Origin of the sequence: Metabacillus indicus, from assembly GCF_046603695.1 — a bacterium.
Classification (GTDB): Bacteria; Bacillota; Bacilli; order Bacillales; family Bacillaceae; genus Bacillus_P; species Bacillus_P indicus.
The window spans coordinates 59991-81805 of the sequence record NZ_CP176757.1 but is presented as its reverse complement, the minus strand read 5'-3'; the positions used below and the strand labels follow the sequence as shown (position 1 = coordinate 81805).

Here is a 21815-nt window from a genome sequence, read left to right as displayed (position 1 = left end):
GCTTTAAAGCTTTAAACCGCCCCTTGCTTTTTAATATGTTTTGCAGTCGGAATGGATGCCCATTTCGGTGTATTGTGGTCGACTTTAGCAACGACAACGGTCATATCGTCCTCAATTTTCCCGCCCCGAGTCCGGATAACCTCCTCCATAATTAAATCTGCGACCTCCTGAGGATCCATTGTCTCAAGCTCTTTAATCTTCCGTTTCATCCAAAGATCGTGATTCTCTACATGCTTCGGCCCTTCAAAGATGCCGTCGCTCATCATAATCAGCAGATCTCCCGCTTTCAGCTGTTCTCCCACAACTTCCACATCAAACTCATCAATGATGCCCATCGGAAGATTGCTTGCCTGTATCTTCATGATCTGGTCTCCGCGTTTAATGAAGCTTGGCGTAGAACCGATTTTCAGAAACTTGCACGTAGCATCCTGCAAATCGACAATCGCAAGGTCAAGCGTGGAAAAAATTTCATCTGTCGTTCTCAGGGACAGGATGGAATTGATCGTTTTAATCGCTACCTTTTCTTCGATTCCGGACTGAAGGATTTTCTGAAGCAGCTTGATGGTTTCATTGCTCTCAAAATGGGCTCTTACTCCGTTTCCCATACCGTCGCTGATGGCAATCGCATATTTGCCGAAACCAAGTTCAATAGTTGAGTAGCTGTCTCCCGAAACGAGCCCCCCGCCTTTTGCCGCATGGGCCACACCTGAATCAACCCGATACGTTCTTGAAGACCCGAACGATACATGACAGTAGCCATTCGGATAGCTTGAGCATTCCTCATGTTTCACAATGACGGATTCCTCCAGAATATCAGAAAGCATCGGAGCTATGATTTTTTCGCACTCCCCGTGGCCGTTGCAAAACGGGATGCTCATTTCAATATCGACATTTCCCTGTTCAAGACTGTATATATCAACGTGCCCTATCTCAATGCCAAAGCTCTGAAGCGCTTCAAGAATCTGCTCCTCCTGCACAAAATGATTCTCACGCTCACGCTTGATTTCTTTTGAAAAATCCTCCATGACCTGAGACACGCCAAGCAGCTGTTCAGCTACAAGCCGCCTGCTTTCCTGCACTTGCTGCTTCAGTTTTTCGTTCGCATCATAATAGTTGATTTCCTGCTCAATAGCCTCTTCCACCTTTTTCGGTTTGGAGCAGTACTTTTCAAACTCTTTTTTCAGCTTGCGGTTGCTGTGATACGTATTTTCTTTGCTTTCATCCATAATGGCCTTCATAAACTCATAGGTTGTATCAAAATTCTGTACCCAGCACCTTTCTTTTTTAAAGCAGGTCTGGCACGTTTTTTCGGTAATCGTGCTCAAGAACAAATCTGTTCCCCGCTGGTCTTCTGATTCTTCGCTTTTTTCATAGAAGGTGGCAAAGCTTTCAGAAAGAGCATAAAAAACCTGGGAGAACTGATCGACTCTGTGCGCGGTCACGTCCCTGATTTTCCGCACATACTGCTGCTGCTCCTGGGTGTGTTCGTTCGTACCCGGAATGTGCTTGGCAAGCTTATTGGTGATCGCCTTCGGGGTCAGCAAAAACAGGCCGATGGCAATAACGGACTCTGTCAGGTTTTTCATTAGATCTGTTGAACCCTCTCCGTACAGGGTAATAAGCAGCGATCCAATCAGCAATCCGATTGCCGCTCCAAACTTCTGCCCTTCTTTCAGCAGACCTCCAAGAAGCCCCGAAAACGCAAGGAGGCTCATCTGATATAAATTCCCTACGTTTGCCAGGCTCAAAATCAATCCCGTTACTACACCGACCGTACAGCCGATGCTTGAGCCCCCGATAAAGGCAAACAGCAGGACGATATAGCGAGAAAAGATGTGCTCAGCCTGAAGCTCCTGATAAGTGACGCCGACAAACCCTGTCAGGACAGAAGCCAGAAGAATCATGATGCAGATAATTTCTTCTATTTTAAGTGACTGCTTGTGCTTCTTTGCAGTAAGAAGAGGCAGACTCTGAAGGAAGATGAGCGACAGAATAAAGGCAAGACCGGACTCGACTCCTGCCATCATATAATCGTAAAGAGTAAGCGGGCCCTGAAGATAAAAGTACCCGATCCGTGTAAGCATCATAGAAGCAAAGACAACAAATGGCAGTGCCTTCATCTTGTCTTTGTAAAGAATAGATGTCAGCTTTTTCATCACCAGGAAGACGAAGATTGAGGCGGTGACAAAGAGAGAGGTTTGCCAGGAGATGGTGGCTGCTCCTCCGATCAGAGCAAGCGAAGCAAAAAGCGCTTTATCTTTTTTCATCAGCAGAACGGCTCCGAAAAAAGGCAATGCAAACGGAAGCACCTCTGTCAGAATTAAAGCCCGTCCAAGAAGAAAGCCAATCAGCACAAACAGCAGGCCTCTATGTAAAAAAAGAAGCTGCATTCTTGTCCCAAAACGGTTCAAAGAACGATTGAACCACTGATGCGTTCTTTCAAGGCTGACTTCGGTCATCGGCTCGATTACCCTTCTTTCTACCTTTTCCATATTTTCATTCCCCCGTTTTTTGATATTACGGCTATTATATAAAAGGCTCAAAAAAGAATTTGTCAAACGAGGGGCCGGTATACCAAGAAACGTTCGACTGTTTTTTTGAATAGCGACAAAATGCACGAAAAACAGGGTCATTTTACAGGAAAAGGGGGTAAGCAGTCTGAGAAATGAGTCGCAACCGGGGGAAATGGCAGGAAACTGATAGGAAAAAATCCATACAAAAAACCCCGGCTCTCAATATGAGAACCGGGGTTTACAAGATGACCCGTACGGGATTCGAACCCGTGTTACCGCCGTGAAAGGGCGGTGTCTTAACCGCTTGACCAACGGGCCAGTTAAAAATGGTAGCGGCGGAGGGAGTCGAACCCACGACCTCACGGGTATGAACCGTACGCTCTAGCCAGCTGAGCTACACCGCCATTTTTATAAGCCATTTGTGTTAGGCACAAGATATATAATACAAAGGATTGTCCCTTTCGTCAACAAAAAGTTTAAAAAAGTTTTCAGGATCCATTTTTTCCATAAAAAAAAGAAAGCACACGCGCATGTGCTCTCCTGACGATTAAGCATTTATATCAGATAGCAGCAAGTTAACCTCTTCTTGCTCCGCGACCGCCGCGTTTTGATTCCGTGTTGCGTTTTAGAGATGATAAGCGATCCTCGCTGTCTTTAAGGAATCTGCTCATTTTTTGCTCGAAATTCTCTTTAGGACGGAACTCATTTGTATTTGATCTTCCTCTTGGACGATCTGGGCGGTTTGGACGGTCTGAGCGGTTCGGGCGGTCTGGACGTTCTGGGCGCTCAGGACGATCAATAGCTTTCTTGATGGATAAACCGATTTTTCCGTCTTTCTCTACGTTGATGACTTTTACAGTAACTTCGTCACCTACTTTTAAGTGATCGTTAATATCCTTCACGTAATTATCAGCGACTTCACTGATATGGACTAGTCCTGTAGTGCCGCCAGAAAGCTCTACGAACGCTCCGAAATTTGTAATGCCCGTTACCTTACCTTGCAGCTTGCTGCCAACTTCTATCGACATAAAAAAAATGCTCCTCCTTAATAAACATAAAAACTCATTATAGTTAATTATACATAATGTAAAAATCAAGTGTCAACAACACTACTCTTTACCTTTTTTTGGCAAAGAGAAGATAATTTCGTTCTCATCCGATAAAAAATAGTCGCGGCGGGCGATTTTTGCAATATAATCATCGTCGTTCAGCTTCACAATTTCTTCTTCGAGCACCTTTTCTTCTTTCTCAAGCTCAGCAAGCTGACTCTCAAGCTTTTTCTTTTCTTCTGCCTTTTCTTCAATGGCGCTTGATTGGGAAATCAGGGTCGAAAGCACAATAACAGAAGTTACAGCTGCAATTAATCCAAATAACGTCAGCCGTCTGATAAGGCCGCGTTTCCGCCGTTTCATGATCTGGTCTTTTCGCTCCTGCTGCTGCACGTACTGTGACTGAAGCTGGGTAATTTTCCGTTCTTTAGCGAGACTCATCCATTAGCCTCCTTACTTCTTCTTTTTCCGTAAAATCCATAAGTTACCACACATATTCAAGATTTTCAAACAAAATCCTGCCGCTTTTTTGAAATAATTGTGAAAGAATTTCCGGATGCGAACAGGAACAAGTTTAAGCAATCCTTTCAGTATCCAAATGACAGGAGCCATCAGCACTTTAAGCGTTCCGAATATCAGCCTGCAAAGCCATTTTACCAACTTCCATAAAAAGATGACAAGTCCGGTGACAATGGCAATGAGCAATTTTGTCAGCCCTGTGACAGGCTTGACCAACATGAAATCACCAATTCTTAAAGCTGTTCTGTACAGACCGACAGCAAACCTTATCATCCATTCCAAAACAGCCAGGTACATTTTTTTCAAAAGACTCTGGTAGGCAGCATATCCGCACAGCAGCGCAAGGAGAATGTATACCCTGAACTCGCCTTCATTAACCTGGAGAAGAACGTAAAATAAAAGAAGGCCCTGAAACAGCCAGAAAAAGACGTCGTTTATAAACACAATCCATTTTGCTCTTTTTGACCGCATGAGGAAACGGCTGTATGTATCAAGGGAAACTCCGATAAAACAGCCGGATCCGACCATGCTGAGCATGGTAAGGAATTGAACGGACAGCGTCATTTAAACAACTTGCTAAAGAGCCCTTTAGCTTTCTCCGTCTGTTGGTCATCTAGGTAGACAAGGTCAAAAACTCTCCCTTTGATGGAGACAATGCCTTTGTCGACATCCAGGTTTTTCATTTGCAGATTTTCCCCGCGAATGGCAAGTGCGCCCATGACCGTCTCAAGAAGAAACTCTTCGTTGTCAAAACTTTCTACATGGGTTACGCCTGTGATGTCCAGCAGCTTGCGGCCTCTCATAATCACGTCATGCTCCTGGATGGTTCCTTTAGACTGTGATCCATTGTCATAATATTGATTCATAGCCAGCCCCCGCATTCTTCTTAGAAATATTCTTATCTATTTCTATGAGAAAGGGAGGCAAAATAGAACAAGCCCCTGCTGACTATTCTTCGCTTAGCTTTTCTTCCTTTATGATTGTGAACATGCCGGCTGCATCTTCTTTCTTAGAAGAATCCTGGAGTTTTTCGACCTTGGCCGTAATGCGTTTTTGTCCGAAGCGGATTGCGAGCTCGTCCCCTTCTTTAACAGTTGAACTGGCTTTTGCAACCGTTCCGTTCACAGTAATCCTGCCCTGGTCGGATACTTCCTTTGCAAGCGTCCGGCGTTTAATTAATCTTGATACTTTTAAAAATTTATCCAGTCTCATGGTTTAAGCACTCCCCTTTTACAGGCCCTTTTGTTTCGCTTCATTCCAGTAAGAGTCCATTTCTTCTAAAGACATGTCCTCAAGCGGTTTGTTCAGCTCTTCAGCCCGCTTTTCAATATATTCGAATCGTCTTGTGAATTTATGGTTAGTAGACGTCAGCGCTGTTTCTGGCTCTACGTCATAAAATCTGCCGATATTCACGAGTGCAAAAAGGATGTCCCCGAATTCTTCAAGCACTTTTTTGGAATCCGCTCCTTTTGCCTCGTGTTTGAATTCCTGTATTTCCTCCTGCACCTTGTCCCATGCAGGGTTCACATCATCCCAGTCAAAACCTGCCTTGGCCGCTTTTTTCTGAAGATGAAAGGCCTTTGACAGGGCAGGCAGTGAAGCTGCTACAGATTTCAGGAACGGCTCCTTCTGCTGTGAGCCTTTTTCTGCGCGCTTAATCTCCTGCCAGTTGGCAAGGACTTCTCCTTCATCACGGGCCTCTGCCGTCCCAAAGACGTGAGGGTGTCTCCGGATCATTTTATCCGTCAGCGTCCGAATCACATCATCTATGGAAAACATGCCTTCATCAGATCCGATTTGGGCATGCAGCATAACCTGCAGCAGGACATCCCCGAGCTCTTCAACCATGTGGTCGTCGTCCTCTTCGTCAATCGCTTCGATCAGCTCATAGCATTCTTCAATTAAGTACCGCTTAAGAGAGCTGTGTGTCTGCTTTTTGTCCCATGGACAGCCGTTTGGGCCCCGAAGCTCGGCAATGACTGAACGCAAAGTCTGAAATTGATGATTCAGCTGCTCTTCTTCTTTTATCGGAGGAACATAGACACTTGTTAAATTATCCACTGCCGCGGCTCTGTCCAGTTCAAACAAAGGGACTTTAACAATCTTTTCGTCCCGTCCTCCGGCTTCAGTGACGATCATCACTTCATACTCATCAGGCAGATCTTCCATCAGCGTCAGCTTTACTTCAGAAGCAACCATCTGATCATAGACCTGGCAGATAATCAGGTGCTGCCTGTAGTTCAGCTGCTCTCTTTTCATCGAGAGGCCGTCCACCATCTGAAAGCCGTCAATCGGATCGATTCCAAGTGCCGTAAATGTCGGATCCAGGAAGCTTTGTCCTCCTGCAATCTCAACCTCATACCCTCTTTTTCTTCCGTTTTGCAGAAGATATTGAACGGTTTGCTCTGCAACGAGGGGATGTCCGGGAACAGCATAAACAATGTCCTTGTCACTTGCTTCTTTATAAAGCTCTTCTTCAATTATTTTATATACATCACCGAACTGGCTGTTTTCTTCATAGACAGAATCAAAGGACACATAGCCCGGAAGCTCTGCCCCAAGCTCTGCTACAACAGGATGCTCCTTTGTTCTTAAGTACAGCGCAGATGCTGAAGTGAGTCTGCGGTATACCCCAAGCGGCATATGGCTTGCATCAGAGCCGCCAAGTCCGACAACCGTAATCTTCCTGGCCATATATTCATACCCCGTTTCCTTTATTTTAAAAACGCTCCGAGCTTCTTTCCGCCCGGAAAAGCTTCAAGTTCTTTTTGTGTAAAAATAGATAATTTCAGGATGGCAATCAAGTAGATTGTTCCCCCGAATAAAGCTCCGCAAAGAGCCCCTGCTGATGCGGCCAAACGGTTTCCTGCCATCCAGCTTTCTGAAAAAAGAGCCGAATAGGCAAAGAGAGCTCCCATCATAATAAGCGCTGCAGCCGCAACCTTTCCTGTATTCACCCTGCCGGCGAGCCCATACCCTTTCGACTTCAGGTAGCCGGCATTCAGTCCCGCAATCACACCATAAGCCGCTACAGTGGCAAACGCTGCGCCTGCCGTACCAAACTCCGGAACGAGCAGTTCATTCAAAGCTAGTTTCGCAGCGGTTCCAATTAGGACAGCAAATGCAGGGAAGACCGTATAATTCAAACCCTGGAGTATGGCGGTGAGCGTCAGAGAATAGGAAGTAAAGATGACAGACAGGCTCAGAACAGCAAGAACCTCTGTCCCTGATTCATTTTTGAAGAGCATAATATTCAGCGGTTCCATAATCATAATCAGACCGGCTGATGCACCTGCTCCGACTACGGTACAAATCTTTAATGAAGCTGTGATCCTTTCAGAAATAACCGCATGATTTCCGCTCCGTTTAGCATAAGCAATCAAGGGGACGAGCGAGAGTGAAAAAGAAGTAGCAACAACGGTTCCAAGCTGAATCAAAGGCTGGCCCCGATCGTAGATCCCTTTCATTCTTTTGGCATCAGACATCTCAAAGCCGTTTTTCAAAAGCTCTGAATACAGCTGCATGGCATCAATCAACTGAATAAAAATAATCATCAGGCTGGTAATCGAAATGGTTAGGGAGTGCTTAACCAAATAAGAAAGGATGTGTGACGTCCTTATTGAAGAGTCATTTTTCCCGAAAAAGGAGACGCCCCTTTTGTCTTTTGACAAAAAAACGGCCAGCAGAATGAAAGCGGCAAATCCTCCTGTAAGAGAACCGAAAAGGGCTCCTTGTCCTGCTTCATACAATGAGTACCCGTTATTGATGAGCAAGTAGGAAAAGAGGAGAATCGTCAAAACTCTGATTCCCTGCTCCGCCACCTGGGATACGGCAGTCGGCAGCATGTTTTCCTCTCCCTGAAAATAGCCTCTTAAAATGGATACAAACGGAACAAGCAAAAAAGAAAAAGAGATTACTCTGATCAGCGGCGCAAGCTCAAGGTCCCCCATGAACGAAGCCAGCTGATCGGAGCCTATGTATAAGATCAGATAAAAGATAAGTCCCGCTGCAAATAAAAACAGAAAGGACACCCTTAAAATTTTCGAGTTTGAAGAAGCATTTCCTTTTTCTCCGAATTCAATCATCATCTTAGAAATGATGACCGGGAATCCCGTCGTAGCGAGCATGATGGCTATTCCGTAAAATGGATAGACCTGCTGGTAAATATAAAAGCCGATGTCTCCGACTATATTTTGATAAGGCACACGGTATGCCGCACTCATGATTTTAATAAGCAGAGCTGCAATGGTTAATACCGCTGTCCCCTGCAAAAAAAGATGTTTTGATGGCCCGGAACGGACGTCCATCGTCCAATTCTCCTTCCATAGTAAGCTAACCGAGCCTATTATATCACAAGAAACTCCCTTCAAATCTTAATCAGCGGCCCTTTTTGTCTATTTTTCCCTCTTTCAGGCATAAGAAAAGGCAGCAAAAGCTGCTGCCTGATTAAAACGGTATAAATAAAGACTATTGTTCCATCTGACGGGCTAAAAAGCCTGCAGCTGTTTCTACTGCTTTATGTTCTACTTCCCCAACAGACTGATCCTTCGAGAAAATGACAACCGCCCCGATTGGATCTCCATTTGCAACGATCGGTCCGACTGTGAACGATTTAAGTTCCTCTGCATTGCCGTCGATAAGCTCGATGCTGCCGCCCTCAGTATTCAGCAAAGAGCTGCGGTCCTCCATTGCTTTTTCAACCTGCTCGCTGATGTTTTTGTTCATGTATTCCTTCTTTGAACCGCCTGATACTGCTATGTAGGTATCACGGTCACAAATGAGGACTGGATGTCCAAGGCTGTCATACAGAGCGTCTGCATATTCCTTTGCAAAGTCACTCAGTTCACTGATCGGGGAATATTTCTTTAAGATAACTTCACCGTCGCGGTCTACAAAGATTTCAAGCGGATCTCCCTCACGGATGCGCAGAGTTCTGCGGATTTCCTTTGGAATCACCACGCGGCCTAAATCATCAATACGTCGTACTATACCAGTTGCTTTCATCTAATGCTGCCTCACTTTCACTTGATGATTGAGTAGTTGATGATTGCTTGCTCGCAGGAACTCTTTGCAACAACCACCATTTCTTACGGATAGTATCCTTCAGCCCTGCACGCAATATACACAACATCAGTGAAATTTTCTTGATTAGGCAGTATTTTCTTCTACAGCTTTGACAGTCAGAGGCAGATCTAAACCCCTTTTGCAGAAATCTCTTCTTTTTTTGCTGATCCAAGACCGTTCAGCAGTCCTTCAGCGATCTTGAGCCATTTATCCGGCTTAACGCCCTTAATCTGAATTGTCATCTTCAGGCGTTTCCCGTCCATGCCAAGACCGACCGCGCGTCCATATTGATTGCTCAGATCAAACAGCTTCTGGCCGTCTACCTGCGCGCTTGTCTCTTCGCTTACATAGATGGACACCGTGTCCTTATCCTGCTTGATCATCTCCACTTTTTCCTGAACGGCGAACACTTTAAGCTTGGCAATCTGCATAAGGTCATTTACTTCCTGAGGATAGTCCCCGAAGCGGTCAATGATTTCCTCCTGCAGCTCTTCTAGATCGGCAAGAGAAGAGATTGCTCTAAAGCGCTTGTAGATGTCGATTTTCTGTCTGCCGTCTGAAATGTATGTTTCAGGAAGGTACGCATCGACTTCAAGATCGATTTCAACCTGGAACGGCTTTTCTTTCGGCCCTTCCACACGTCGCTCTTCAATGGCTTCTTTCAGCATTTGAGAGTACAGGTCAAATCCGACAGAATCAATAAATCCATGCTGCTGGGCACCAAGCAGATTTCCAGCTCCGCGGATGGAGAGGTCCCGCATGGCAATTTTAAAGCCTGAACCAAGCTCCGTAAATTCTTTGATCGCCTGCAGACGTTTCTCTGCCACCTCTGTCAGAACTTTATCTTTCCGGTAAGTGAAATATGCATAGGCAATTCTGCTTGAACGTCCGACCCGGCCTCTAAGCTGATAGAGCTGAGAGAGGCCCATCTTGTCTGCATCATGGACAATCAGCGTATTTACATTTGGAATATCAACGCCGGTTTCAATAATCGTCGTACTGACAAGCACATCAAATTGTCCGTCAAGGAAATTAAGCATGGTTGACTCAAGTTCATTTTCCGTCATTTTCCCGTGTGCATAGGTCACCCTTGCGTCAGGAACAAGCATGGAAATCTCATCTGCTTTACGGTCAATATCATCCACTCTGTTATAGAGGAAATAGACCTGTCCGCCGCGTGCAAGTTCCCGCTCGATGGCTTCGCGGACAAAACCGCCGTTGTATTCAACGACATACGTCTGAACCGGAAACCTGTTTTCAGGCGGCGTTTCAATTACAGACAAATCACGCACTCCGAGCATGGACATGTGAAGCGTCCGCGGAATTGGTGTAGCCGTAAGCGTAAGTACGTCAATGTTGGCTTTCATCTGCTTGATTTTTTCTTTATGCGTCACGCCAAAACGCTGTTCCTCGTCAATGATGAGGAGCCCAAGCTCTTTATACAGCACGTCTTTTGAAAGAAGGCGGTGGGTACCTATCACCATATCCACCGTTCCGTTTTTAAGACCTTTTACGGTTTCATTCATCTCTTTTCTCGTTTTGAATCTGCTTAACAGACCGATATTAATGGGATAGTCCTGAAAACGCTCACGGACTGTTTCATAGTGCTGCTGGGCAAGAATGGTCGTAGGTACAAGCAGTGCGACCTGTTTGCCGTCAGCAACCGCTTTAAAGGCAGCCCTGATGGCAACCTCCGTCTTTCCATAGCCCACGTCTCCGCACAACAGCCGGTCCATCGGGCGTTCCCGTTCCATATCATGTTTAATTTCATGAATGGAGCGAAGCTGATCATCGGTTTCCTGATAAGGGAAAGCGGCTTCAAACTCGCGCTGCATTTCGCTGTCAGGTGAAAATCCGTACCCAACGCTTGCTTCACGCTCAGCATAAAGCTTGATCAAATCATCTGCGATATCCTGTACAGACGATTCAACCTTCCGTTTTACACGCTTCCAGTCACTGCCGCCAAGTTTATAAATCTTAGGCTCTTTGCCTTCTGATCCAACATATTTCTGGATAAGGTCAATTTGCTCAACAGGAACATACAGCTTGTCGCTTCCCTGATAGCGGATGTGAAGATAATCCTTGTGAACGCCGTTGATGACAAGCGTTTCAATTCCGAGGTACTTCCCGATCCCGTGATTGACATGCACGACATGGTCGCCGACCTGAAGCTCTGAATAGCTTTTAATTCGTTCAGCATTCGAGATTTTCTGGCTTCTCGGCTGCTTTTTGACCCTCTTCTTAAACAGTTCCTCCTCCGTTACGACTGCAAGTTTTTGCATCGGGAGTTCAAAGCCTGTCTGAAGGTCGCCCTCCATCATGTACAGATTGCCAAGCTTGGGTGTCTCATTTTTCTTTAAAAAGGCAGCATTAATTTCGTAGTCACCTAAAACAGCTTCAAGCTTTTTGACCCGCTCTTCTGTTGCGCCAAGGAAAACGACGGAAAAATTCGCTTTCTTCCAGCGTTCAATTTCACTTCTCAGCACATTCATCTGCCCGTGGAAATTCTGCATCTGCTTGCACGAGACATTAAGAATGTTCTGAGGGCTGGTATGCGGGACGTGGCGCACAAACAGAGAGAGATAGACCAGCGGATGCTTCGTCTTTGTCAGCACATCTGAATAGTCGTGCGAAAGCTTGATATTGTTCACGATCTTCCCGTGCTCAAGCAGGCTTGTATACCAGTCTGCCTCTTCTTTTTCAAGACTCTCATACATTTCCTGTATCCGGCTGATCTCATCCATTACAACAATGGTCTGCTCCGGAAAATAATCTAGTAAACTAGCAGGCTGCTCATAGAAGAAGGTGAGATATTTCACCATTTCCTGATTAAACTGACCGTTTCTGAGCTGTTCAAGCTCATATCCGATATTTTCAGCAAGTATTTCTTTTTGCTTATCGTCTTTAAGGCGTTTCAGGCTGTATGCAAGCGCCTGTTCCAGCTTTTCAATGCATTTCTTGATTCGCTCCCCGTTAACAACAAGCTCTTCTGCTGGTCCTATATGGATCTCTTTCAATTTTTCAATCGAACGCTGATCTTCGCTGTTAAAAGTGCGGATTGAATCGATTTCTGTATCAAACAGCTCGATGCGGACAGGATACTCTTCTGTCAGCGGATATATGTCGATAATCCCTCCGCGCAGACTGAACTCACCCGGCGAAGAAACCATACCGGCCCTCGCGTAACCCATTGTCACCAAAGAGGCGAGAATTTCATCCAGGTCAAGATCCTGACCGAGCTTTAGGTGAAACTGATTTCTTTTCCATTCTTCTTTTGGCGGCAAAAATCGTCTCAGTGCCGCAATCGGTGCAACAACCACTCTCTTTTTATCTTCTGAAAGCTGGTTTAAAACATCCATACGCTGCGCTTTAAGCTCAGGGCTTGCTATCGCAAGCTCAGATGCAATGAGTTCGTTAACTGGGTAGAGAAGCACCTGATCGCCGGCAAGGTTCGTCAGGTCCTCATAAATTTTCTGAGCCTGAAAAAGGTTATGGGTGATCACAAGGAGCGGTTTGTCTGCATGCTTAAAGAGCGAAGAAGTGAACAAAGAGCGTGCAGACCCCGAGAGCCCTGCAACAAGCTGCTCCTTTAACCCTCCCTGTATCCCCTGTAAGATGGTTTGAAAATCATCATTTTCATAAAAGTAATGCTGCAAACTTTGCAAAAGTGGAACCTCCCCGTTCGGCAGTGTTTCAGCCGTTTATCTATCCGAATGAAGCAGGACAGGGATTCTGCCGTCTTTCTCCCTGCCTGCCAACTAACAGAAAAATGCCTTGACTTCATAACAAAGCCAAAGCGTCGCTTATTGAATAAATCGCTGCAGCTGGTGATAGTCCGGATTGCGTTCGAGCGCTTCCTGACAATCCTCGCAGATGGTTTTTACTTGAATATCGCCATTTTGTTCATAGGAGATCATCTCTCGTCTCTCTTCCTGCGACAGGTGCTGAAAACCCAATTGCTCGCTGTATACTGAAACGCTCTCAATTGTTCCGACCTTAACGCCGCAATGGCGGCATGTATAGTGTAGCGCCATTTTAGCCCCTCCTGGAAAGGTTTTAGTTACAGTATGAACCTTCAGGGGGGCGCTTATACTAAATCAATTGTATTTGTTCATCACTTGAAGGAAAGGCTCTTTAATAAAACTCTCGCATGCATCTGCAGAAAGAGCGACTGCATCCTGAATGCTCGGCCACTCTTCTTTTCCAAAAGAGCCAAGCACGTAATTGGATACACTCATCCCTCCTGAGGGACGGTCGATCCCGATTCTCACGCGGTTGAATTCCTGTGTATTCAAATGCTGGATCATCGACTTGATTCCGTTATGTCCCCCGGCACTCCCTTTTGTTCTCAGTCTGACCTTCCCTGCCGGCAGATCTAGGTCATCATAGATGACGGCGAGATCCTGGTCATCGATCTCATAATAGTCCATTAACGGCCTGATGCATTCACCGGAGAGATTCATGTAGGTAAGTGGTTTTAATAATATGACTTTCTCTCCCGAAACATGCCCCATTCCGTAAATCCCGTTAAATTTCGTGCGGTCAAGAGGGATGCCGAACCGTCTGGAAAGCTCGTCAATCGCGATAAAGCCTACGTTATGACGTGTGTTTTCATATTGTTTTCCCGGATTTCCGAGTCCAATGAAAAGTTTCATGATTGTACCTGCCCATTCTTTAAGCCAAACGGCTCTTTGTCAGTATGCCCATCCATCCGGAAGGACCTTATGTTTAAAATCAGGCGCCAATGAAGCCCCGAGCTTTTAAGATCAGGCTGCCGTCATTTTCAATGTGTCTTCAGTTCAACAATACCATAAAAAACGCAGCCATTAAACGGCTGCGTTTGTAATTTACTCTTGTTTTTCGCCTTCAGCAGCATCCTCTTCGTTTTCTCTGCCTTCAGCATTCTCAGGCTCTCCAGGCTCCTGCTCCTCACCGCTGTCGATTTCCTCTTCCTGCTGAGGAGGAAGAATAGAAGCAACGACCTCGTCCTTTTCATGGTTGAATGAGTATTTGCCCGAGATCTTCACATCGCCGATTGTCAGCGTGTCATTTACGCCAAGCTCTGAAATATCAACCTCAATTGTCTGAGGGATTTCACCCGGTTTGGCTGTGATGGAAGCCTGGTACAGAGGCTGCTGCAGAACGCCGCCGTCCTTGACTCCCTGTGCATCTCCAGTAAGAGTAATCGGCACATCGACTTCTACATCCTCTTTCATGTTTACAACGTAGAAATCTGCATGAGTGATTTCGTTTTTAAGCGGATCCGTCTGCATTTCATACAGCATGACAGAATGGGACTTTCCGTCAAGATCCAGTTTAATGATCGCGTTGCGGCCTTCGTCGCGCAGCGTTTTAATCAATTCTATGCTATCTAATGAAATAGATTTAGGTTCTGTTGTTTTACCGTAAATCACAGCGGGAACTTGTCCTTCTTCGCGGACCTTTCTTCTCGCCGAGTTCGTAAATACTGTACGTTCTTTTACTTTTAGAGTTGTCATAGTCCAAAACACCTTCCTAACGATAAGTTATGTCTTATTTAATTCCCATTATTGAATGGGTCTAAACATTTTTTCTTATTTAAAGGGGGATTTGTTTGGCTCGGGACCGTGCTTTTTTTACTTAAAACAGCATTTATTTTGCGGTGCCGCATAAGAAGATCTTCGCCGATCTAATAAAATTGTATCACTTCCGGATCAGTGCTTTCAACATCCGGCTCTCTCATTTTAAGGGTTCTGTTCTCGCCTATAAGTCCCATCAACTCTATGATTCCTCTTCTTGAGGGTGCTATTCTCTCCGATAAGTGCTATCAACTTTCTGATTCCTCTGCTTGAGGGTGCTATTCTCTCGGATAAGTGCCATCAACTTTCTGATTTCTCTGCTTGAGGGTTCTGTTCTCGTCGATAAGTGCCATCAACTCTTTGATTCCTCTGCTTGTGGGTGCTATTCTCTCCGATAAGTGCTATCAACTTTCTGATTCCTCTGCTTGAGGGTTCTTTTCTTCTCGATAAGTGCCATCAACTCTCTGTTTCCTCCGCTTGGGGATTCTGTTCTCGCCGATAAGTGCCATCAACTCTCTGATTCCTCAGCTTGGGGGTTCTATTCTCTCCGATAAGTGCCATCAACTCTCTGTTTCCTCCGCTTGAGGGTTCTATTCTTCCGGATAAGTGCCATCAACTTTTTGATTCCTCTGCTTGAGGGTCCTATTCTTCCCGATAAGTGCCATCAACTTTCTGATTCCTCGGCTTGGAGGTTCTGTTCTCGCCGATAAGTGTCATCAACTTTCTGATTCCTCGGCTTGAGGGTTCTATTCTTCCGGATAAGTGCCATCTATTATCCCTTTATAAGACCAAGCTCAGATACTCCTCTTTTGTAAAAACGTACCCGCTCCCCTCCGCTCCAGTCCACTGGAGTATTCAGCTTTACACTGCGATAAAACAAAAATATATAAAAAACCCCTACTGCTCTAAGCAGAAGGGGCTGTAATAATCAATCAAACAAAGTAGAAACAGATTGCTCTTCGTGTACACGAATGATGGCTTCGCCGATAAGCGGTGCAACAGAAAGCTGCTTAAGCTTGTCGATCTTTTTCTCTTCGCCGAGAGCAATAGAGTTTGTTACTACAAGTTCTTTAATATTTGAGTTTTGAATGCGTTCGATGGCCGGTCCTGAAAGTACAGGGTGCGTACAGCACGCGTATACATCTGTCGCGCCGTTTTCTACTAGTGCATTTGCAGCAAGAGTGATTGTTCCGGCTGTGTCGATGATGTCGTCGATCAAAATGGCTGTTTTGCCTTCGATGTTACCGACAATGTTCATGACTTCCGCAACATTCGGTCTTGGGCGGCGTTTATCAATAATGGCAATCGGCGCTTTCAGACGGTCAGCAAGTTTGCGGGCGCGGGTTACTCCGCCGTGGTCAGGAGAAACAATGACGATATCCTTAAGGTCTTTCTCCTGGAAGTACTCAGCAAGAATTGGAACACCCATTAAATGGTCAATTAAAATGTCAAAGAAACCTTGAATTTGAGGAGCGTGCAGGTCAAGAGTAATTACTCGGTCCGCTCCTGCTGTCTCAAGGAGGTTTGCAACAAGCTTAGCTGTAATCGGTTCGCGTGCACGGGCTTTGCGGTCCTGGCGAGCATATCCGTAATAAGGCATAACAATGTTGATTGTTTTTGCAGAAGCACGCTTTAACGCATCAATCATGATCAGAACTTCCATCAGGTGCTCATTTACCGGAGCACTCGTAGACTGAATGACAAAAACATCACAGCCGCGGATACTTTCTTCAATGTTGATCTGAACTTCGCCGTCACTGAAGCGTGTTACCGAACATTTACCTAAATCAACACCGACTTCATCTGCAATTTCCTGAGCCAAGGCAGTGTTTGAGTTTAATGTAAAAATCTTTAAATTTGAATCTGCATAACGATTTGACATTTTTAAAGGAGACCTCCACTGGGTTTTATTGGTTAATCTGTAGTAGCCGGGTGAACAGCAGCAGAATGCCTGCCGCTGCTCTTTGAACTTTTTATTTTAAATAATCATCTTTATTGACTTGTCTTGCACGTGCGATGGAAAGGGCTTTGCCTGGCACATCATCTGTAATCGTAGAACCTGCAGCAACATAGGCTCCCTGGCCCACTGTTACAGGTGCGATTAAATTCGAATTGCAGCCGATGAAAGCTCCGTCTTCAATCTTAGTGAGGAATTTATTTTTGCCGTCATAATTGACTGTAATCGATCCGCATCCCAGGTTTACGTCTGCACCCACTTCAGCATCTCCAATATAGCTCAGATGTGAAGCTTTGCTCGCTTTGCCCATGGATGATTTCTTGATTTCAACAAAGTTTCCGATCTTAACTTCGTCACCGATTGAAGAATCCGGTCTGATATGTGCAAACGGTCCGATGTTTACATCATGGCCAATTTCGCTGTCGTGTGCAGCGGACTGGCGGATTGTTGTCCGGTCTCCGATTTTGCAGTTTTTAATTTCCGTGTGAGGTCCGATAACCGAATCTTCACCGATTTCGGTTTTCCCCGAAATGACGGAACCTGGATAGATAACCGTATCTCTTCCGATGACTGCATCGCTTGAGATATACGTGTTGTCAGGATCAATGATAGAAACACCATTCTTCATATGGAACGCATTAACGCGCTTTTTCATGAACTTCTCTGCCTGGGCAAGAGCCACTCTGTCATTAACACCTAGAGTCTCTTCAAAAGATGCCGTCTGAAAAGCCGAAATGATTTCATTTTCCGATTTTAAAATTTCAATAACATCCGGAAGGTAGTATTCACCTTGGGAATTTTCATTGGACACTTTCTTCAATGTGTCAAAAAGAGCCTTATTGTCGAAGCAGTATGTTCCAGTGTTGATTTCTGTAATAAGAAGTTCCTCTTCGTTTGAATCTTTGTGTTCAACAATCTTCTCAACATGTCCTTCAGCGTTTCTGACAACACGTCCATAGCCTGCAGGATCGTCTGCTTTAGCTGTAAGAATCGTAGCTTTTGCATGTGTCTCTGCGTGATGAGCAAGCAGGGATGCCATTGTATCTGCCGTAATTAACGGTGTATCGCCGCAAATAACAATGGTTGTCCCTTCTTTTCCTTCCAGCTGGGATGCAGCCTGCATAACAGCATGAGCCGTTCCAAGCTGTTCACTTTGAAGGGCATATTCTGCTGTATCGCCAAGCTGATCTTTTACTTTCTCCGCACCGTGACCAACTACAGCAACGATTTTGCTTAAGTCAAGTTTTGAAACTTCATCTGCTACGTGCTGAACCATTGGCTTGCCGCCAACTGGATGAAGCACTTTATAAAGCTTTGATTTCATCCTTGTGCCTTGTCCTGCAGCTAAAATAACTGCGTATCGGTTATCCATTATCGAGGCCTCCAGTATCCCTTTTTATCCATAGAAAAATATATCTCAAATAACCCTTTATTTCAAGAAAACATGAGAAAGTACATAATATTTCATAAAATTGTCATGATCTGTCAAGCTTTATTTATAGCATTCCCTATTTTAAAAAATCTTCTTTGCACTACGTAAAAAGCCGGTCAGGATCTTGTCCTGACCGGCTTTTTTAAGCTTCATATAATCAAGAAGCACCTGCTTCTTCAAATTCAACTTCAAGTTCACCTAAACGATGATACTCTGTTAATACAGCTTCCTGAATTTTCCCTCGAGTTCCAGAATTGATCGGATGCGCGATATCACGGAACTCACCATCAGGAGTTCTTTTGCTGGGCATTGCAACAAACAGCCCGTTGTTGCCATCAATAACGCGGATGTCATGAACAACAAATTCATGATCAAGTGTGATGGATGCAATCGCTCTCATGCGGCCTTCGGTGTTTACGCGGCGTAATCTTACGTCAGTAACTTCCATTCTGTTCACCACCTTTTCCCTGTATGAAAAACTTTAGTTAAGTTATTCAACGGAATCTTTCTATTTCCTGCAAGAACAGAAAAATATTTTGAAAAATCAGGTGATTTTATGGAGTCTTGTATACCATTTCATATTTCTTCAGCAGGTTTGTATGGTACAAAAGGTTTACAGACCGATCAGCAGCGCGTAAATCAGCTTACAGCAGCAATAACTTCTATCTCCACAAGCGCATCTTTCGGAAGTCTGGCAACCTCCACGCATGAACGTGCAGGCTTGTGACCGCTGAAGTACTGGGCATAGACATCATTGAAAGCGGCGAATGAATTCATATCTTTCAAGAAAACGGTGGCTTTAATGACACTTTCAAGTGAAGCGCCAGCTTCTTCAAGTACAGCCTTCAGGTTTGAGAAAACCTGATGAGTCTGCTCTTCAACAGTGCCTGTAACCATTTCTCCTTCTGGAGTAAGCGGAATCTGGCCGGAGCTGTAAAATAATCCGTTGATGACGATCCCCTGGCAGTATGGACCAATGGCAGCCGGCGCCTTTTTCGTATCGATTGTTCTCATCTTACCCTCTCCCCTGTCAGTTCGTTTTATTTAAAAACCGGAAATAATTTCCGTCCGAAACTTCTATCTGTTTTTCCTTTACATCAACGTCTGTCAGTTTGACTACTGATATGTACTCATCAACAAGACGCTCTTCAACGCCCTCTGATTCTACCAGTACACCGATGCCTGCAAGGTTTGCATTGAACTCCTCGAGCATGCTGACCATTCCGTTAATCGTCCCGCCGGCTTTCATAAAGTCATCAATGATCAGGACATTTGACCCTGTTTTGAGGCTTCTCTTTGAGAGAACCATCGTTTGAATCCGTTTTGAAGAGCCTGAGACATAATTAATGCTGACTGTAGGACCTTCTGTAACCTTGCTGTCGCGTCTGACAATGACAACGGGCACATCAAGCTGATTAGCCACAGCATAGGCAACAGGAATCCCCTTCGTAGCGACCGTCATGACAAGGTCAATTTTCCGGTCCGCGAAAACAGACGCGAAAAGTCTTCCAATCTGGTTCACAATGGAAGGGTTGCCAAGAATATCTGTTAAGTATAAATATCCTCCAGGCAGCAGTCTTTCCGGTTTAGCCATGAGACTGCACAGCTCGTCAATGATCTCTCTTGCTTCTGAAGCTCCGATTCTCGGGATAAACTTCACCCCGCCGGCTGCTCCCGGCACCGTTAAAAGAGAACCAATGCCTCTTTGTTCAAATGTTTGCTTTATAATAGTCAAATCCTCACTGATGGACGATTTGGCAGATTGGTACTGATCAGAGAAAAAAGTTAAAGGAACAAGTGCATGTGGATGTTGTAGCAAGTAATAAGTCATATCAACAAGCCGTCCACTGCGACGAAATTTCATGGAATAACCTCCAAAATCCGAATATTTTAAAGTAAATATAACTTAATATACGGATTTAATCAAGGCTATTCCGTTCTCCAATCAACCTTACAGCAAAAACCTGATCACAGAAACCTCTTAATCCGTTATACACCCGGTGCAGCCTTGACTCATAGCGGACCAGCCCGAAAACAGTGGGCCCGCTTCCGCTCATCAGAACGGCATCCGCACCAAAGCGTTTCATTTGATCTTTAATATTCGCAACCTCAGGGTACATATTCAGCGTGACATCTTCCAGCACATTGCCGAGAAGGCTGCAGATTTTGTCAAAATCCTGTTCCTTAATTCCCTCTATCATTCCGTCAACATCAGGATGTTTAACAGAGTCAAGCTTCAGGTTCCGGTATACATCTGCCGTTGATACGCCGATTGTCGGCTTGGCAAGCACAACCCAGCAGTGCGGAGGAGTATCAATATGCTGAATCTTCTCCCCGCGGCCGGTAGCAAGAGCCGTTCCCCCATATACACAGAATGATACGTCGGAACCGATTTCCGCTCCAAGCTCTGCAAGCTCGTCCAGACTTAAACCAAGCTTCCACAGCCGGTTCAGACCTCTGAGAGCGGCAGCTGCATCGCTGCTTCCTCCTGCAAGTCCCGCAGCGACCGGAATAACTTTCGTAATGGCGATGGAAACGCCCTTTTTCACCCCGTACCTCGTTTTTAGAAGCAGGGCGGCCTGATACGCAAGGTTCCGCTGATCATCCGGAACAAAGCGGTTGTGGGAGATAATTTGAATCGTATCTTCAGGCAGTTCCACAAGTTCAACGCGGTCAGCTAAATCTATCGTTGTCATGATCATCTTCACTTCATGAAATCCATCTGGTCTTTTATGGAGCACATCAAGCGAAAGGTTGATTTTAGCCGGCGCTTTTTCCAAAATACGCAACATTTTCACCTACTTTTAACGAACTGAAATTATCCACATTGTACCACAAAAAAGGCGAATATAACGGGTTTTTCCGGCAAAACCGCTGTAAGGCGCGATATTTCGGCATTTCAAAAGATTTTCTTGCAGAAAAAGCCGGAGCGGAATGCGCCCCGGCTTTATAAGTTCGTTACTTTTTCACCTGACCGGCCATATGCTGTTCCGCAAATTCAATTGCCCGCTTTACCATATTTCCTGCATCACGGGATCTGATTGCCCCCCAGCCATCCTGTTTGACCGTGTCGTAAAACCCTAAATCCTTTGCCAGCTCGTATTTAAACTCTTCGGACATAATTCCTTGACGACGTCTTCCCATCACAGAACACTCCTATCCCCTGGCTTTTGCTGCAGCCGGAAAGACCGAAGCCCGGCCGGACGGCAGTCTGCTTTTATTTAAAATAAAAAAAGCAGCACCATTAGTATGTGCCGCTTCATGTATGTATATCCTTCAATTGCCTGCAAGCCTTTTAAGGCAACAAAAAAAGCAGCAAACGAGTGTCTACTGCCCAGCAACTGCTACTGAACCTGATGTATCTTCAAAAAAAGTTAATTGCACGGTTTCAGTTAAGACATCTGCATAACTGTATGATACGCGTTCAAATGCATTTTCATCCTGATCTAGTTGTACAACGAAAACAGCTGGGTACGTCTCTGTAAGAACACCTGAACGTTCAATCGTTTTTCTTCGGCCGCCGTTTGCTTTCAGCGTAAGCCGCTTGCCAAGATTGGACTCCAGGGAGTTTTTGATATCGCCTAACGTTTTTGCCATTGCAACCACCTCACTACATTCAGTATACACTACCGCCCAAATTAAGTCAAATAAAATTTAAATTATATCAGTGATGAAAGATCACTGTCAACAAAATATTTTCAACAAAATTCCCTCTATCTCTAC

Annotated in this window: 21 protein-coding genes and 2 tRNA genes; all 23 read right to left on the bottom strand. The window is 45.1% G+C overall.

Features of this window, described 5'->3' with window-relative positions; all coding sequences use genetic code 11:
* Positions 1 to 11: 11 nt before the first annotated feature.
* Positions 12 to 2492, bottom strand: a complete 2481-nt coding sequence (spoIIE, locus tag ACK1LH_RS00420; RefSeq protein ID WP_029286087.1) for a stage II sporulation protein E — start codon at positions 2490 to 2492, stop codon at positions 12 to 14.
* 267 nt (positions 2493 to 2759) lie between these two features.
* Positions 2760 to 2831: transfer RNA gene (locus ACK1LH_RS00415), tRNA-Glu, on the bottom strand.
* 9 nt (positions 2832 to 2840) lie between these two features.
* Positions 2841 to 2917, bottom strand: a tRNA-Met gene (locus ACK1LH_RS00410).
* A gap of 171 nt (positions 2918 to 3088) precedes the next feature.
* Positions 3089 to 3541, bottom strand: a complete 453-nt coding sequence (locus ACK1LH_RS00405) for a S1 domain-containing RNA-binding protein (protein ID WP_029286085.1) — start codon at positions 3539 to 3541, stop codon at positions 3089 to 3091.
* 81 nt (positions 3542 to 3622) lie between these two features.
* A complete protein-coding gene (locus ACK1LH_RS00400; protein WP_029286083.1) occupies positions 3623 to 4003 on the bottom strand; it encodes a septum formation initiator family protein in 381 nt (126 codons plus the stop codon).
* Positions 4004 to 4015: 12 nt separating this feature from the next.
* The gene (yabQ, locus tag ACK1LH_RS00395; RefSeq protein ID WP_029286081.1) at positions 4016 to 4645 is read right to left on the bottom strand and encodes a spore cortex biosynthesis protein YabQ; all 630 of its coding nucleotides are present in this window, start codon (positions 4643 to 4645) and stop codon (positions 4016 to 4018) included.
* Positions 4642 to 4947 carry a sporulation protein YabP gene (gene yabP, locus ACK1LH_RS00390; protein WP_029286079.1) on the bottom strand — a complete coding sequence of 102 codons (306 nt, stop codon included), beginning with the start codon at positions 4945 to 4947 and terminating at the stop codon, positions 4642 to 4644. The genes yabQ and yabP overlap by 4 nt, the downstream gene beginning before the upstream one ends.
* Before the next feature lie 82 nt (positions 4948 to 5029).
* A complete protein-coding gene (locus ACK1LH_RS00385) occupies positions 5030 to 5293 on the bottom strand; it encodes an RNA-binding S4 domain-containing protein (protein ID WP_029286077.1) in 264 nt (87 codons plus the stop codon).
* 18 nt (positions 5294 to 5311) lie between these two features.
* Positions 5312 to 6775, bottom strand: coding sequence for a nucleoside triphosphate pyrophosphohydrolase (gene mazG, locus ACK1LH_RS00380; protein ID WP_411334267.1), 1464 nt, complete (start codon positions 6773 to 6775; stop codon positions 5312 to 5314).
* A gap of 20 nt (positions 6776 to 6795) precedes the next feature.
* On the bottom strand, positions 6796 to 8388 hold the full coding sequence (locus tag ACK1LH_RS00375; protein WP_411334266.1) for an oligosaccharide flippase family protein: 1593 nt from the start codon (positions 8386 to 8388) through the stop codon (positions 6796 to 6798).
* Between the two features lie 160 nt (positions 8389 to 8548).
* Positions 8549 to 9085 carry a stage V sporulation protein T gene (gene spoVT / locus ACK1LH_RS00370; protein WP_029286071.1) on the bottom strand — a complete coding sequence of 179 codons (537 nt, stop codon included), beginning with the start codon at positions 9083 to 9085 and terminating at the stop codon, positions 8549 to 8551.
* Between the two features lie 188 nt (positions 9086 to 9273).
* Positions 9274 to 12810, bottom strand: a complete 3537-nt coding sequence (mfd, locus tag ACK1LH_RS00365; protein ID WP_029286069.1) for a transcription-repair coupling factor — start codon at positions 12808 to 12810, stop codon at positions 9274 to 9276.
* Positions 12811 to 12948: 138 nt separating this feature from the next.
* Positions 12949 to 13179, bottom strand: a complete 231-nt coding sequence (locus tag ACK1LH_RS00360; protein WP_029286067.1) for an anti-sigma-F factor Fin family protein — start codon at positions 13177 to 13179, stop codon at positions 12949 to 12951.
* 63 nt (positions 13180 to 13242) lie between these two features.
* Positions 13243 to 13800, bottom strand: a complete 558-nt coding sequence (gene pth / locus ACK1LH_RS00355; protein ID WP_029286065.1) for an aminoacyl-tRNA hydrolase — start codon at positions 13798 to 13800, stop codon at positions 13243 to 13245.
* A gap of 192 nt (positions 13801 to 13992) precedes the next feature.
* Positions 13993 to 14643: a 50S ribosomal protein L25/general stress protein Ctc gene (locus tag ACK1LH_RS00350; RefSeq protein ID WP_029286063.1), complete on the bottom strand. Its 651-nt coding sequence runs from the start codon at positions 14641 to 14643 to the stop codon at positions 13993 to 13995.
* A 988-nt stretch (positions 14644 to 15631) separates the two neighbouring features.
* Positions 15632 to 16585 (bottom strand): ribose-phosphate diphosphokinase, encoded by a 954-nt coding sequence (locus ACK1LH_RS00345; RefSeq protein WP_029286061.1) that lies wholly within the window; start codon positions 16583 to 16585, stop codon positions 15632 to 15634.
* A gap of 91 nt (positions 16586 to 16676) precedes the next feature.
* Positions 16677 to 18032, bottom strand: a complete 1356-nt coding sequence (gene glmU / locus ACK1LH_RS00340) for a bifunctional UDP-N-acetylglucosamine diphosphorylase/glucosamine-1-phosphate N-acetyltransferase GlmU (RefSeq protein ID WP_029286059.1) — start codon at positions 18030 to 18032, stop codon at positions 16677 to 16679.
* Between the two features lie 217 nt (positions 18033 to 18249).
* Positions 18250 to 18540, bottom strand: coding sequence for a septation regulator SpoVG (gene spoVG, locus ACK1LH_RS00335; protein WP_029286057.1), 291 nt, complete (start codon positions 18538 to 18540; stop codon positions 18250 to 18252).
* Between the two features lie 191 nt (positions 18541 to 18731).
* Positions 18732 to 19106: a RidA family protein gene (locus ACK1LH_RS00330; RefSeq protein WP_029286055.1), complete on the bottom strand. Its 375-nt coding sequence runs from the start codon at positions 19104 to 19106 to the stop codon at positions 18732 to 18734.
* Positions 19107 to 19122: 16 nt separating this feature from the next.
* Positions 19123 to 19956 carry a pur operon repressor gene (purR, locus tag ACK1LH_RS00325; RefSeq protein WP_029286053.1) on the bottom strand — a complete coding sequence of 278 codons (834 nt, stop codon included), beginning with the start codon at positions 19954 to 19956 and terminating at the stop codon, positions 19123 to 19125.
* A 55-nt stretch (positions 19957 to 20011) separates the two neighbouring features.
* Positions 20012 to 20881 carry a 4-(cytidine 5'-diphospho)-2-C-methyl-D-erythritol kinase gene (gene ispE, locus ACK1LH_RS00320; protein ID WP_029566235.1) on the bottom strand — a complete coding sequence of 290 codons (870 nt, stop codon included), beginning with the start codon at positions 20879 to 20881 and terminating at the stop codon, positions 20012 to 20014.
* Between the two features lie 169 nt (positions 20882 to 21050).
* Positions 21051 to 21236 carry a small, acid-soluble spore protein, alpha/beta type gene (locus ACK1LH_RS00315; protein WP_029286049.1) on the bottom strand — a complete coding sequence of 62 codons (186 nt, stop codon included), beginning with the start codon at positions 21234 to 21236 and terminating at the stop codon, positions 21051 to 21053.
* Between the two features lie 183 nt (positions 21237 to 21419).
* The gene (veg, locus tag ACK1LH_RS00310) at positions 21420 to 21689 is read right to left on the bottom strand and encodes a biofilm formation stimulator Veg (RefSeq protein WP_029286047.1); all 270 of its coding nucleotides are present in this window, start codon (positions 21687 to 21689) and stop codon (positions 21420 to 21422) included.
* Positions 21690 to 21815 lie beyond the last annotated feature (126 nt).

Excerpts from the sequence above, each read along its gene's own strand:
- mazG (WP_411334267.1), bottom strand. The coding sequence starts at position 6,775 with ATGGCCAGGAAGATTACGGTTGTCGGACTTGGCGGCTCTGATGCAAGC.
- ACK1LH_RS00385 (WP_029286077.1), bottom strand. The coding sequence starts at position 5,293 with ATGAGACTGGATAAATTTTTAAAAGTATCAAGATTAATTAAACGCCGG.
- spoVT (WP_029286071.1), bottom strand. The coding sequence starts at position 9,085 with ATGAAAGCAACTGGTATAGTACGACGTATTGATGATTTAGGCCGCGTG.
- ACK1LH_RS00315 (WP_029286049.1), bottom strand. The coding sequence starts at position 21,236 with ATGGGAAGACGTCGTCAAGGAATTATGTCCGAAGAGTTTAAATACGAG.
- ACK1LH_RS00330 (WP_029286055.1), bottom strand. The coding sequence starts at position 19,106 with ATGAGAACAATCGATACGAAAAAGGCGCCGGCTGCCATTGGTCCATAC.
- yabQ (WP_029286081.1), bottom strand. The coding sequence starts at position 4,645 with ATGACGCTGTCCGTTCAATTCCTTACCATGCTCAGCATGGTCGGATCC.
- glmU (WP_029286059.1), bottom strand. The coding sequence starts at position 18,032 with ATGGATAACCGATACGCAGTTATTTTAGCTGCAGGACAAGGCACAAGG.
- ACK1LH_RS00345 (WP_029286061.1), bottom strand. The coding sequence starts at position 16,585 with ATGTCAAATCGTTATGCAGATTCAAATTTAAAGATTTTTACATTAAAC.
- ACK1LH_RS00405 (WP_029286085.1), bottom strand. The coding sequence starts at position 3,541 with ATGTCGATAGAAGTTGGCAGCAAGCTGCAAGGTAAGGTAACGGGCATT.
- veg (WP_029286047.1), bottom strand. The coding sequence starts at position 21,689 with ATGGCAAAAACGTTAGGCGATATCAAAAACTCCCTGGAGTCCAATCTT.
- spoIIE (WP_029286087.1), bottom strand. The coding sequence starts at position 2,492 with ATGGAAAAGGTAGAAAGAAGGGTAATCGAGCCGATGACCGAAGTCAGC.
- ACK1LH_RS00400 (WP_029286083.1), bottom strand. The coding sequence starts at position 4,003 with ATGAGTCTCGCTAAAGAACGGAAAATTACCCAGCTTCAGTCACAGTAC.
- ACK1LH_RS00375 (WP_411334266.1), bottom strand. The coding sequence starts at position 8,388 with ATGGACGTCCGTTCCGGGCCATCAAAACATCTTTTTTTGCAGGGGACA.
- ACK1LH_RS00350 (WP_029286063.1), bottom strand. The coding sequence starts at position 14,643 with ATGACAACTCTAAAAGTAAAAGAACGTACAGTATTTACGAACTCGGCG.
- pth (WP_029286065.1), bottom strand. The coding sequence starts at position 13,800 with ATGAAACTTTTCATTGGACTCGGAAATCCGGGAAAACAATATGAAAAC.
- spoVG (WP_029286057.1), bottom strand. The coding sequence starts at position 18,540 with ATGGAAGTTACTGACGTAAGATTACGCCGCGTAAACACCGAAGGCCGC.
- purR (WP_029286053.1), bottom strand. The coding sequence starts at position 19,956 with ATGAAATTTCGTCGCAGTGGACGGCTTGTTGATATGACTTATTACTTG.
- yabP (WP_029286079.1), bottom strand. The coding sequence starts at position 4,947 with ATGAATCAATATTATGACAATGGATCACAGTCTAAAGGAACCATCCAG.
- ACK1LH_RS00360 (WP_029286067.1), bottom strand. The coding sequence starts at position 13,179 with ATGGCGCTACACTATACATGCCGCCATTGCGGCGTTAAGGTCGGAACA.